This window comes from Labilibaculum euxinicum (genome assembly GCF_009795715.1).
Lineage (GTDB): Bacteria > Bacteroidota > Bacteroidia > Bacteroidales > Marinifilaceae > Labilibaculum > Labilibaculum euxinus.
This window is the reverse complement of sequence record NZ_WTCR01000001.1, coordinates 406,268-419,055: the sequence shown is the minus strand read 5'-3', so window position 1 is coordinate 419,055 and position 12,788 is coordinate 406,268. Positions and strand designations below refer to the sequence as shown.

Annotated in this window: 14 protein-coding genes and 5 tRNA genes; all 19 read left to right on the top strand. The window is 35.8% G+C overall.

Annotated elements, in window-relative coordinates; genetic code table 11:
• Nucleotides 1-72 precede the first annotated feature (72 nt).
• Entirely contained in the window at nt 73-2,466 is a 2,394-nt protein-coding gene (gene tamL / locus GQR60_RS01640) for a translocation and assembly module lipoprotein TamL (RefSeq protein ID WP_124991250.1), read from the top strand.
• Nucleotides 2,467-2,592: 126 nt separating this feature from the next.
• Nucleotides 2,593-3,669, top strand: coding sequence for a class II fructose-bisphosphate aldolase (gene fbaA / locus GQR60_RS01635; RefSeq protein ID WP_160463385.1), 1,077 nt, complete (start codon nt 2,593-2,595; stop codon nt 3,667-3,669).
• 152 nt (nt 3,670-3,821) lie between these two features.
• Nucleotides 3,822-5,189 (top strand): sodium-dependent transporter, encoded by a 1,368-nt coding sequence (locus GQR60_RS01630; protein WP_124991248.1) that lies wholly within the window; start codon nt 3,822-3,824, stop codon nt 5,187-5,189.
• A gap of 51 nt (nt 5,190-5,240) precedes the next feature.
• The gene (locus tag GQR60_RS01625; RefSeq protein WP_124991247.1) at nt 5,241-6,344 is read left to right on the top strand and encodes a helix-hairpin-helix domain-containing protein; all 1,104 of its coding nucleotides are present in this window, start codon (nt 5,241-5,243) and stop codon (nt 6,342-6,344) included.
• 181 nt (nt 6,345-6,525) lie between these two features.
• The gene (gene rpsU / locus GQR60_RS01620; RefSeq protein WP_101263213.1) at nt 6,526-6,717 is read left to right on the top strand and encodes a 30S ribosomal protein S21; all 192 of its coding nucleotides are present in this window, start codon (nt 6,526-6,528) and stop codon (nt 6,715-6,717) included.
• Nucleotides 6,718-6,788: 71 nt separating this feature from the next.
• Entirely contained in the window at nt 6,789-7,667 is an 879-nt protein-coding gene (locus tag GQR60_RS01615) for a tyrosine-type recombinase/integrase (RefSeq protein ID WP_124991246.1), read from the top strand.
• Nucleotides 7,668-7,686: 19 nt separating this feature from the next.
• Nucleotides 7,687-7,983, top strand: a complete 297-nt coding sequence (hpf, locus tag GQR60_RS01610) for a ribosome hibernation-promoting factor, HPF/YfiA family (RefSeq protein ID WP_124991245.1) — start codon at nt 7,687-7,689, stop codon at nt 7,981-7,983.
• Between the two features lie 104 nt (nt 7,984-8,087).
• Nucleotides 8,088-8,161 (top strand) — tRNA-Thr (locus tag GQR60_RS01605).
• A 15-nt stretch (nt 8,162-8,176) separates the two neighbouring features.
• A tRNA-Tyr gene (locus GQR60_RS01600) sits at nt 8,177-8,258 on the top strand.
• A gap of 35 nt (nt 8,259-8,293) precedes the next feature.
• Nucleotides 8,294-8,366 (top strand) — tRNA-Gly (locus tag GQR60_RS01595).
• Nucleotides 8,367-8,379: 13 nt separating this feature from the next.
• Nucleotides 8,380-8,451: transfer RNA gene (locus GQR60_RS01590), tRNA-Thr, on the top strand.
• Between the two features lie 57 nt (nt 8,452-8,508).
• Nucleotides 8,509-9,696 (top strand): elongation factor Tu, encoded by a 1,188-nt coding sequence (gene tuf, locus GQR60_RS01585; protein ID WP_124991244.1) that lies wholly within the window; start codon nt 8,509-8,511, stop codon nt 9,694-9,696.
• A gap of 49 nt (nt 9,697-9,745) precedes the next feature.
• Nucleotides 9,746-9,818 (top strand) — tRNA-Trp (locus tag GQR60_RS01580).
• 18 nt (nt 9,819-9,836) lie between these two features.
• A complete protein-coding gene (gene secE, locus GQR60_RS01575) occupies nt 9,837-10,028 on the top strand; it encodes a preprotein translocase subunit SecE (RefSeq protein ID WP_101308774.1) in 192 nt (63 codons plus the stop codon).
• Between the two features lie 15 nt (nt 10,029-10,043).
• Nucleotides 10,044-10,592 carry a transcription termination/antitermination protein NusG gene (nusG, locus tag GQR60_RS01570; RefSeq protein ID WP_124991243.1) on the top strand — a complete coding sequence of 183 codons (549 nt, stop codon included), beginning with the start codon at nt 10,044-10,046 and terminating at the stop codon, nt 10,590-10,592.
• A gap of 23 nt (nt 10,593-10,615) precedes the next feature.
• Complete coding sequence (gene rplK / locus GQR60_RS01565; RefSeq protein WP_101308772.1) at nt 10,616-11,059, top strand: 50S ribosomal protein L11; 444 nt, start codon at nt 10,616-10,618, stop codon at nt 11,057-11,059.
• Nucleotides 11,060-11,079: 20 nt separating this feature from the next.
• Nucleotides 11,080-11,775, top strand: coding sequence for a 50S ribosomal protein L1 (gene rplA, locus GQR60_RS01560; protein WP_124991242.1), 696 nt, complete (start codon nt 11,080-11,082; stop codon nt 11,773-11,775).
• A gap of 30 nt (nt 11,776-11,805) precedes the next feature.
• Entirely contained in the window at nt 11,806-12,324 is a 519-nt protein-coding gene (gene rplJ / locus GQR60_RS01555; protein WP_101308770.1) for a 50S ribosomal protein L10, read from the top strand.
• 37 nt (nt 12,325-12,361) lie between these two features.
• Nucleotides 12,362-12,733 (top strand): 50S ribosomal protein L7/L12, encoded by a 372-nt coding sequence (gene rplL, locus GQR60_RS01550; protein WP_124991241.1) that lies wholly within the window; start codon nt 12,362-12,364, stop codon nt 12,731-12,733.
• Nucleotides 12,734-12,788: the final 55 nt, after the last annotated feature.

Below are 12,788 nucleotides of genomic sequence, written 5' to 3'. Positions count from 1 at the left end.
TAAAGCCAAGAATATATCATTGAAGTTAAGTATCTTTGTCGTATTTTAAACCGAATAATACTGTTATTATATTTGAAATCATACGAGAAATACAAAAGTAGTTATAATTTCCCTATTTTATTTTTTTTGGCAGGCCTGCTTTTAGTATTAGGTGCTTGTTCTACTACAAAATATGTTGGTGAAGGTGAATATCTATTGAATAAGGTTGTTGTTAATTCTGACGATAAGTCTATTCCAACAAATGAATTAAAGCGCAATGTAAAGCAAACTCCTAATTTAAAGATTTTAGGTGTTTGGAAATTCCACTTGGGGTTATATAATTTATCCGGCAAGGATAAAGAGAAAGGATTTAACAAATGGCTAAGAAGAATTGGTGAGGAACCGGTTATTTATGAGGATTTTCAAACAAAGCGGTCTCTGCGGCAATTGGAGATTTATTTGCAGAAAAAGGGCTACTTCAATGCCGAAGTTCGGGATTCTGTAAGTTTTAAAAGGAAAAAAGCCAAAGTATATTATTTTATAAAATCAAAAGAACCTTATCGTTATCGGAATGTTTATCGGGAAATAAATGAACTTCCTTATAATTTTCTTTCCCCTTTTCAGGAGAAGGGAGAGATGCCTGATTCCACTCTAATTCGTAAATATATTGTTTCCGATAAAAGTAATTCGGATGTTCAATTGGGAGATAAAGTGGATTCTGACGTTTTGAATAAAGAGAGGATCAGAATTTCAAAATTGTTAAAGAATCAAGGGTACTTTAATTTTTCCAGAGAGTATATTCATTTTATTATGGATAGTACTAATAAAGCCAGCAAAATGGATGTTTTTGTTGGGGTTAAAACACCTGAGGATGGTAAGGCCGTTAAAAAATACAAAATCAACAAAGTATCAATATTTACCGAGTACGATCCTAAATTGATGTTGATGAATGATGAAAAGTATTTAATGGATTTGGATACCATTCAACATGAGGGAGTTGATTTTATTTATAGGAAAAAGATTAAAATTAAGCCTGACGTAATCTTATCTTCAATTTTGATTCGTAAAAATGAACTCTACAATTTAAAATCAGTAGAACAAACATACAGCCGCCTGCAATCTTTAGGTCAGTTTAAGTTTCTAAATGTGAAATTTGAAGAGAATTCAGAATCTAATGACGAGGAATTTGGTAGTTTAAACTGCATTATCCAATTAACTCCTCACGATCAGCAGTCTTATTCCATCGAATTAGAAGGAACTAATTCATCCGGGAATATAGGATTTGCTGGAAATTTAAATTACCAGCACAAAAATTTATTTGGTGGGGCAGAAATTTTTGATCTGCAATTTTCGACAGCGAAGGAAACCTTAAAATCTAATGAGCAAACAAATTTTAGTTCGTCGGAATACGGAGTTGAATCAAAACTGAGCATTCCGAAATTTTTATTCCCTTTGTTAACTGCCGATAAATTCAGGAAATCTTACAATCCTAAAACAGTATTTTCTTTGTCGTATAATTTTCAGGAACGCCCTGATTATACCCGAACTATTGCGGATGCTAGTTTTGGTTATGTCTGGAAGTCTTCAAAATACTTACAACATACACTTAATTTGGTTGAGTTGAATTTTGTCGACGTTAAAAACTTAAGTGAAGATTTTCTGGGATCAATAAGTAATTTATACATTAAAAATTCATTTACAGATCACGTAATTACTACCAGTAGATATTCATTGATATATAATGATCAGAACATTAATAAGCCTGGGGATTATAACTACCTCAGATTTAATTTTGAGTCGGCAGGAAATAGCCTTAAAGCAATTAATAGGTTGATTGGGAAAGCTGAAAAAAATGACTACAACGATTCGGGAAATATAGAAGGTACCTATTATGATTTTATTGGAATTCGATTTGCCCAATATTTAAAGAGTGATATTGAATATCGGTTTAGTCATCATATCAATAAAGCTAATACAATGGTTTATCGGGTTTTTCTTGGGGCGGGTTTGCCTTATGGAAACTTAGAGGTATTGCCATTTGAGAAAAGTTATTTTTCAGGTGGAGCAAATGGTATAAGAGCTTGGCAAGTACGTTCATTAGGTCCGGGCTCGTATTCTTCAGATGATGCAGCAATTTATCCAAACAATTCGGCAGATTTAAAACTTGAAGCCAATTTGGAATATCGTTTTAAATTATTCTGGGTTTTGGAAGGAGCCCTATTTGTAGATGCCGGTAATATTTGGGCAATTTCGAAAAAAGATGATCGTGTTGGAGCTGATTTTAAATTTGACAGGTTTTATAAAGAAATTGCTTTAGGAACAGGCTTTGGAACTCGTGTTGATTTGAATTTTATTCTTTTCCGTATTGATTTAGGTTTAAAACTACACGATCCTTCTTTAGGAGTTGGGGAAAGGTGGATTATTGCTCACCGTCCGTTTAAATTTAGTCAACTTACCTTTAATATTGGAATTGGATATCCTTTTTAAATCGCATTCGTTTGCGTAATTTTCTTATATCCAAAACAGTGCAAAATCTATAATTTCTTTTTAACTTCGTGGAAAATTGACTTCCCAGCCGATTTTATTTAGAACTATCCGATAAAAAATATTATTATGAAACGAGTATTAGATGTAGTTAAGCCAGGTGTTGTAACTGGTAACGACGTGCAAAAATTATTTCAAATTGCTAAAGAAGAAGGATTTGCTATTCCTGCTGTAAATGTTACTGGAACCAACTCAATCAATGCCGCTCTTGAGGCTGCGCGTGAAGTTAATTCCCCAATCATTATTCAGTTCTCAAATGGTGGTGCTTCATTTTTCGCAGGAAAAGGAATTGCTGCAGAAGGACAAGGTGCAGCTGTTATTGGTGCTGTTGCAGGTGCTAAATATGTTCACGCAGTAGCAGAACATTATGGTATTCCAGTTATTCTGCATACCGATCATGCGGCTAAAAAACTACTTCCTTGGATCGATGGATTATTGGATGCAGGTGAAACCTTTTTTGCAGAAACAGGAAAACCATTATTTAGCTCACACATGTTAGATTTATCTGAAGAGCCATTGGAAGAAAATATTGGTACTTGCGCTAAGTATTTAGAGCGTATGGATAAAATGGGTATGACTATTGAAATTGAATTAGGTTGTACTGGTGGAGAAGAAGATGGTGTTGATAATTCAGATATGGATAACTCATTATTGTATACACAACCTGCAGATGTTGCTTTGGCTTACGAAACTTTATTAAAAGTTTCTTCTCGTTTTACAATTGCTGCTTCTTTTGGTAATGTTCATGGTGTTTATAAACCAGGTAACGTAGTTTTGACTCCAAAAATACTATTGAATTCTCAATCTTTCATTTCAGAGAAATATGGAGTTGCGAAAAATACAGTTGATTTTGTTTTCCATGGTGGATCAGGTTCAAGTGTTGAAGAAATTCGTGAAGCAATCTCTTACGGAGTTGTTAAAATGAATATCGATACTGATACTCAGTGGGCATGTTGGGACGGAATTCGTGCTTTCGAAGCTAAGAATCACGATTATCTGCAAGGTCAAATTGGAAATCCTGAAGGAGATGATAAGCCAAATAAGAAATATTACGATCCCCGTGTATGGTTGCGTGCAGGTGAGGTTTCTATGAAAAATAGATTGGTTAAGGCTTTCGAAGATTTAAATGGAGTAGGACGTAACTAAAATTACCTTCTCTCAAAATATTTAAAACCCGGATTTTTTCCGGGTTTTTTGTTTTCAATGATTCTAAACATCAATCGTGTTTTTGAATTTGAAGTTAATTTTAGCAAATTTGGAATTCCTCGAATTAAAATACAGGCAACTAAAAAGAACAAATGAATAAAGATAAGCTCTCTTCCCGCGATGTGTTTTCAAGTAAATTTGGTGTAATTGCGGCCGCGGCAGGCTCTGCTGTTGGTTTGGGAAATATCTGGAAGTTTCCATACATCACCGGAGTGTATGGTGGAGCTGCATTTTTATTCGTGTATTTAGGATTTATAGCTCTTATTGGATTGCCTGTTATGCTCTCAGAATTGTCAATTGGACGTAAATCCAGACGAAATGTATTCGGAGCCTTTAAGTATTTAGCTCCAAATTCTCCATGGAAACTTGTAGGAATGCTTGGTGTTGCTGCTGCAGTAATGATTTTGGCATTTTATGGGGTTGTTGCAGGTTGGAGTATCGATTACATTGTTAAGGCTGCTACAGGTAGTTTCGCTGCAAAGAGTCCAAATGAGATGGAGTCCATGTTTGTGAATTTTATTGAGGGTCCTGTATCACCAATTCTATATCAGCTTTTATTTATGGTCATGACAATGGCCATCGTTATAATTGGTGTAAAAGATGGAATTGAAAAATATGCTAAGTTCCTGATGCCACTTCTTGTTGTGATAATCATTGTTCTTTGTATTAGGTCGGTTACCCTTGATGGTGCTTCAGAAGGGTTAAGGTTTCTTTTTAACCCAGATTTTTCAAAACTGACAGGGGATGGAATCTTGAGTGCTTTGGGGCATGCGTTTTTTTCTTTGAGTTTGGGGATGGGAACACTGGTAACTTATGGCTCTTACATTGATGATAAGAATAATATAGCTGTTACAGCTCTTCAGGTTACTATTGCTGATACTGTGATTGCAATATTAGCAGGAATAGCAATTTTTCCTGCGGTATTTGCATTTGGAATTGAGCCGAGTAGTGGTCCAGGCCTTGTGTTTATGACCTTGCCCAATGTTTTTCAGCAAATGCCAGGTGGTTTCTTCTTTGCAATTTTATTTTTTCTCTTACTAACAGTTGCTGCCTTAACGTCGTCAATATCAATACTCGAAGTTGTGGTGGCGTATTTTCGGGAAGAACTTAATTTGAAACGGAATTTTTCAACTATTTTGGCAACTGTAATGATTTCTTTTATTGGAGTATTTTGCTCTTTGTCAATGGGGATGTTAAAAGAGTACACAATGTTTGGTTTGAACTTTTTTGATTTATTGGATTGGATTTCGGCCAATATACTTCTTCCGCTTGGAGGATTATTTATCTCTTTATTTGTGGGATGGTATTTAGGAAGAAAAAAAATAGAAGAGGAGTTCGTGAAAGGGGCACGTATTGTAAATTGGTTAGTTATGGTATTTATATTTCTGGTGAAGTTTATAGCTCCAGGTGCCATCGCAATAGTTTTCTTACATGGATTAGGTCTGTTTAATTTTGGATAATTGTCATAATAATGTGATATTGTTAAGTGTTATTCACACACTTCAATACCGATGAAATTTAAACACATTTTTAGAGAATATTTTTCTTATTCAGCTTCAGAGAGAAATGGAATAATAGTACTGGTTGTTTTGTTGATGGCAATGTACTTTTTACCTTTGGTTTTTCAGTCCGGCGAAGCTTCTGAATTTGTAATTGATCGAAAAAAACAAAATCAAATTGATAGTCTTATCTCTTTGATTGAAAATAAAGAGGTAAATAAGAAGGAACAAATTAAAATAGCAAGTTTAGATTTCTTTGATCCCAATAAGGCGAGTAAAGAAGAACTGATCAATCTAGGTTTGACCTCTTTTCAAATCAACAATCTAATTAAGTTCAGAAATAAAGGCGGAAAATTTAAGGCGAAAATTGATCTTCTTAAAATCTATGGAATTAATGAATCTGACCTTGAGTTATTAAGCAATTACATTCGTATTTCTGGTGATGAAGATATTAAAAAAGAGAGCCCGATAAATACTGGAAAAAAATACCATCTATTTGCTTTTGATCCAAATGTAATATCCTTGAAGGAATGGGATAGCTTAGGTGTTAATAAAAGGATAAGCGTTCGTATTAAAAATTATCTTGTAGCCGGAGGAAATTTTAGGCAGGCAACCGATTTAAAAAAGATTTATGGTTTTGATTCTGTTAAGTTTGTGGAACTTCTGCCTTATGTGAAGATAGTTGTTAAATCTAATAGTGAAATTCCTTCCAATAAAATACTTGTTCAACTTAATAGTTCTGATACGACTCAACTAAAGCAATTACTGGGAATCGGTTCTGTACTTTCATTGCGAATTGTTAAGTATCGGGATTTGTTGGGAGGATTTGTTTCGAAAGATCAATTGCTGGAGGTTTACGGTATAACAAAAGAAAAATTGATTCGAATCGAATCCAGTATTTGTGTCGATTCCATTTCTATCAGAAGGCTAATGATAAATTCTTTTGATGCTCTGCGATTAAGAAAACACCCTTATATCAATCAACGAACTGCAAAAGATATTATCCGTTATCGGGAGCGAAATGGCAATTTTACCTCTGTTGATCAATTACAAACTCATAAATTAATCCCCGATTCAATATTTTTAAAATTGACTCCTTATTTGGAATTAAACTAGAAAGTTGTCTGTAAGTGGAGAAGGGATTGGTTATTTGCTATCTTTGTGCTCCCGCTTAGGACTGTAATTTCTTTATTTGAAGTAAATTTGTGTACTTTTCTTCGAATATATTTGAATTATAGTGAATGAATTGATAAATTTGCGGCTCAGTAAGAAAAATTAATATTTAAAGGAGAAAATTATGATTATTATTCCTATGAAAGAAGGCGAAAACATTGAGAGAGCCTTGAAAAAATTCAAAAGAAAATTCGAAAAGACTGGAGTAATCAAAGAACTAAGAGGAAGACAGGTTTATACAAAACCTTCTGTGAAGAAAAGAGTAGAGAAACTTCATGCTATCTACGTTCAGAACATGCAGCAGAACGAAGATTAATTTCTTTTTATTCCTTGATATCTTAATTTTTTGTATCTTGGATTATCCTGTTGGGTAAATATCCTGGATGTATGAGTTATAAGGAATCTTTTCTGTCTTATTTACAATTTGAAAAACGATATTCGGTACATACTATTATATCTTATGATTGCGATTTAACTCAGTTTTTTGATTTTATGTCGAAAAATGAGGTTGAGGAAGTCAAAGATGTGGATTTTAAAAGTGTGCGGAAATGGATCGTTTTTTTAATGAATGAAGGTAACTCTTCACGGACAGTAAATAGGAAATTGTCTTCTTTGAAATCCTTTTTTAAATTCTTATTGCGGGAATCTGTTGTTGATACCAATCCTATGGATCGGGTTGTTGGGCCACGGCAAGGGAAGAAGCTCCCTGGGTTTGTTGCTGAACATGCAATGCAGTTGTTGCGGGAAGTTGAATTTGGTGAAGGGTTTGAAGGGGTTAGAGATAGATTAGTTGTTGAAATGTTTTATCAGACAGGCATGCGATTGTCCGAATTGATGAATCTTAAAATTACTAGTTTTGATCGGGGAACCTCTTTAGTGAAGGTCTTAGGTAAACGAAATAAGGAAAGGATCATTCCGGTAAGCAAAGGTCTGGAAAAGCTTCTTGATGAATATCTTGAAGAAAGAAACAGAACTTTTGAAGAGAGGAGTGATTTTCTTTTTGTAACTAAAAAGGGGGTGCCTGTATACGAAAAGTTGTTGTATCGGATTGTGACAAAACACTTGTCAAAGATTACAACGCTTGCCAAGCGAAGTCCTCATGTGTTGCGTCATACGTTCGCTACACATTTGCTAAACAACGGGGCTGAATTGAATGCGGTTAAAGAATTACTTGGTCATTCCAATCTATCTGCGACCCAAATTTATACTCATACTACATTCGAGCGTTTAAATAAAGTATATAAACAAGCTCATCCAAGAGCATAATAAATGTGGAGGTATTAGTATGGTAAATATTCAATCAATTGGTTTTGTTGCTGATAGTAAGCTTGAAGCTTTTATTCAGAGTAAATTGGATAAATTGATGAAGCTTGATGATGATATTGTAGGGGTTGAAGTTTTTCTTCGTTTGGAGAAGTCAGTTACTACAGAAAATAAAGTTGTGGAAATCATTTTAGATTTGAAAGGCGCTGATTTGTTTGCGAAAAAGCAAAGTCAAAGCTTTGAAGAGTCTACAGATATGGTGATTGAAGCTCTTCGTCGTCAGCTTGTGAAACACAAAGAAAAACTTCGCGCAAAATAATCGTAAAAAATGTTCGATTAGCTTGTGATAAATTTAAAATATTTTTACATTTGCAAACCATTTTCAGGGAAAAGTATGCCTGTTAAATAGATGGTTTGTAAGTTGCCGATGTAGCTCAGTTGGTCAGAGCAGCTGATTTGTAATCAGCAGGTCGTGGGTTCGAATCCCTCTATCGGCTCGGTAATTTTTTTTTGGGGAGATACCAAAGTGGCCAACTGGGGCGGACTGTAACTCCGCTGACTTCGTCTTCGTAGGTTCGAATCCTGCTCTCCCCACAAAATTATAGAAGGAATAGTAATGTTTCTTTTTTGCGGGAATAGCTCAGTTGATAGAGCATCAGCCTTCCAAGCTGAGGGTCGCGAGTTTGAGTCTCGTTTCCCGCTCATTTTTGTGATTGCCGTTGTAGCTCAGGGGTAGAGCGCTTCCTTGGTAAGGAAGAGGTCATGAGTTCAATTCTCATCAATGGCTCAGAAATATATTGTATTGTTTTTAATTGTTGTCTAATTTTAATTAACTTTTTGAGTTATGGCTAAAGAACATTTTGACAGGTCAAAACCACACGTAAATATCGGTACCATTGGTCACGTAGATCACGGTAAAACAACCTTGACTGCAGCGATCACAACTGTGTTAGCAAAAAAAGGATATTGCGAAATAAAGTCTTTCGATTCTATCGATAACGCACCTGAAGAAAAAGAAAGAGGTATTACTATTAATACTGCTCACGTTGAATATTCAACTGATAATCGTCACTACGCTCACGTTGACTGTCCTGGTCACGCGGATTACGTAAAGAACATGGTAACTGGTGCTGCTCAAATGGATGGTGCTATTTTGGTTTGTGCTGCAACTGATGGTCCTATGCCTCAAACTCGTGAGCACATCTTGTTGGCTCGTCAGGTAAACGTACCTAAAATGGTTGTTTTCTTGAATAAAGTTGACATGGTTGACGATGAAGAGATGCTAGAGTTAGTAGAGATGGAAGTTCGTGAACTTTTAGATTTTTACGAGTTTGATGGAGATAATACTCCTATCATTGCCGGATCTGCTCTTGGTGGATTGAATGGTGAGCCAGAATGGGAAGATAAAATTCTTGAGCTTATGGCTGCTGTTGATTCATGGATTCCACTTCCTCCTCGTGATGTAGATAAACCTTTCTTGATGCCAATCGAGGATGTATTCTCTATCACAGGTCGTGGTACTGTTGCAACAGGACGTATCGAAACTGGTATTGTTAAGACTGGTGAAGAACTTCAGATTATCGGTTTAGGTGCTGAAGGTATGAAAACAGTTTGTACTGGGGTTGAGATGTTCCGTAAGATTTTGGATGAAGGTCAAGCTGGAGATAATGTAGGGTTATTGTTGAGAGGTATTGAGAAGTCTGCTATCAAACGTGGTATGGTTATTTGTCATCCTAAAACTATTACTCCTCATACAAAAATCAAAGCTGAGATTTATGTATTGAAGAAAGAAGAAGGTGGACGTCACACTCCATTCCATAATAAATATCGTCCTCAGTTCTATATTAGAACTCTTGATGTAACTGGAGAAATTACACTTCCAGAAGGAGTTGAGATGGTAATGCCAGGTGATAACGTTACTATTAATGTTGAATTAATCACTCCGGTTGCTTGTGCTATAGGTTTACGTTTTGCTATGCGTGAAGGTGGTAGAACTGTAGGTGCTGGTCAGATTACTGAAATTATAGAGTAATAAATATATAGAGATTGATCTGGTTTTTTCCGGATCAATCTTAATATAGACGGGTGTAGCTCAGTTGGTAGAGCACTGGTCTCCAAAACCAGGTGTCGGGAGTTCGAGTCTCTCCACCCGTGCAAAGACAAACAAGCCTTATGAAACTAAAAATTTATTTTGAAGAAGTTTATAAAGAACTAGTTCAGAAAGTATCTTGGCCATCATGGTCTGAACTTCAAAGTAGTGCGATCGTTGTAATGGTTGCTTCCGCTATTATTGCAACAGCGATTTTCGCTATGGACTTTGGGTTCAAGAATTTGATGGATATTATATACAGTATGTTTTACTAATTCCTGAAAGAAAACATGGTTGAAATTGATAGAAAATGGTATGTTCTTAGGACTGTCGGAGGAAAAGAGAAGAAAGTCAAAGAATATATTGATAGTGAAATTTCTAATCTAGGTCTGCAGGAGTATGTATCACAGGTTCTAATTCCTACCGAAAGAGTATTTCAAGTGCGCAACGGTAAGAAAATCAGCAAGGAAAGAATATTCTTGCCTGGCTATATTCTTATTGAAGCAGCGCTCGTTGGCGAAATTCCTCACATCCTTCGTGGTATCACGAATGTGATTGGCTTCCTGGGGGATACTAAAGGCGGCGACCCAACACCAATGCGAATGTCAGAAGTGAATCGTATTCTTGGAAAGGTTGATGAATTATCCGGTAAAGATGAGGAGATTAGTATTCCTTATTTTGTTGGAGAAATGATTAAGGTAACGGATGGACCGTTTAATGGTTTTACTGGTGTGATTGAAGAGGTGAATGCTGAGAAGAAGAAACTAAAAGTTATGGTTAAAATCTTCGGAAGAAAGACTCCTCTTGAATTAAGTTTCATGCAAGTAGAAAAAGAATAATTAAATCCTTAGAAAAGAAAGCTATGGCTAAAGAAGTTGCAGGATTAATAAAATTGCAGATCAAAGGTGGTGCTGCAAATCCTTCACCCCCAGTTGGACCGGCATTAGGGTCTAAAGGGGTTAATATTATGGATTTTTGTAAGCAATTCAATGCAAGAACTCAAGATCAGGCTGGAAAAGTAATTCCAGTTGTGATTACAGTTTATTCTGATAGTTCTTTCGAATTTATTACGAAAACTCCTCCCGTTGCTGTTCAAATTCTGGAAGCTGCTAAATTAAAATCTGGTTCTGCTGAATCAAACCGTGTTAAGGTTGGTTCTATTTCCTGGGATCAAGTTCGCGAGATAGCAGAAGGAAAGATGAAAGATTTGAATGCTTTTAAATTAGAAAGCGCCATGAGTATGGTTGCTGGAACAGCAAGAAGTATGGGTGTCACTATTAGTGGTGATAATCCTCTTAATCAATAATTATAAATACTGCAAGTAAAATGGGTAAACTAACAAAAAATAGTAAGTTAGCTTCAGAGAAAGTGGAGACTGGTAAGCTATATTCTATCGACGAAGCAGCAAAGTTGGTTAAGGAGATTACTTTCACCAAATTTGACGCCTCAATGGATATGGATGTTCGCTTAGGAGTTGACCCAAGAAAAGCTAACCAAATGGTTCGTGGTGTTGTTACCCTTCCTCATGGTACTGGTAAAAATGTTCGTGTTCTGGTTCTTTGTACTCCTGATAAGGAAGAAGAAGCCAGAGCTGCAGGTGCTGACCATGTTGGCCTTGACGATTATGTTGCCAAGATCAAAGGAGGATGGACTGACATAGATGTTATCATCACCATGCCAACTGTTATGGCAAAAGTTGGTGCTTTAGGACGAGTTTTAGGACCACGTGGTTTGATGCCAAATCCTAAATCTGGTACTGTAACAATGGATATTGCTAAGGCAGTTACCGAAGTGAAAGCTGGAAAGATTGATTTTAAGGTCGATAAATATGGTATTATTCACTCATCCATTGGTAAAGTATCTTTTGATGTAGACAGAATTCATGAGAATGCTAAAGAATTTGTTGGCATGATCAATAAATTGAAGCCCTCTGCAGCCAAAGGAACTTATATCAAGAGTGTATACCTGTCAAGTACAATGAGCCTTGGTATTCAGGTGGATGTCAAGTCTATTCTTGACTAATTTTAATTTTTAATCAAGACCTTAGTAATCATGAAAAGGGAACAAAAAATTCAGATTATTGATAGCTTGACGGAGGAAATCAACGCTTCAAACCATTTTTATCTTACTGACATCTCAGGAATGAGTGCAGAAAAAACATCTTCTCTGCGTAGAATTTGTTTTGAAAAAGAAGTAAAATTGGTTGTAGTGAAGAATACACTTCTTCGAATTGCTTTGGAAAAAGCAGAAGGTGATTTTGAAGGTTTAAATGTAGCACTTAAGGGATCTACTTCTCTTATGTTGGCAGAAACCGGAAATTTACCTGCAAAGCTTATCAAAGAGTTCCGTAAGGGACATGATAAACCTATCCTGAAAGCGGCATTTGTTGAAGAATCGCTTTATATTGGAGACAATGAGTTGAATGCTCTTTGTTCAATCAAATCTAAAGAAGAACTTATTGGTGATATCGTTGCATTGCTTCAATCTCCAATCAAGAATGTTATTTCTTCCTTGGAATCAGGAAAGAATATCCTAGCTGGTGTTGTGAAAACACTTTCAGAAAAAGAGTAATATATTTAGTAAATTAAATTTTAAAAACTGAAGGAAAATGGCAGATTTAAAAAAGTTTGCAGAAGAATTAGTTAATTTGACTGTTAAGGAAGTAAGTGAGTTAGCTACTATTTTGAAAGATGAGTACGGAATTGAGCCAGCTGCTGCTGCTGCTGTTGCTGCTCCTGCAGCAGGTGGTGCTGAAGCTGCTGCTGAACAAAGTGAATTCGATGTAATTCTTAAATCAGCAGGTGGTTCTAAACTAGCTGTTGTGAAATTGGTTAAGGAATTAACTGGTCTTGGATTAAAAGAAGCTAAAGCTGCAGTTGATGCTGCACCAGCTCCATTGAAAGAAAAAGTTTCTAAGGAAGAAGCTGAAGCACTAAAAGCACAATTAGAAGAAGCTGGAGCTGAAGTTGAACTTAAATAGAAGCGCTAAAACCTATATATAGGGTTATTTTGGTTTAGAGTTCCTAACCGGGACT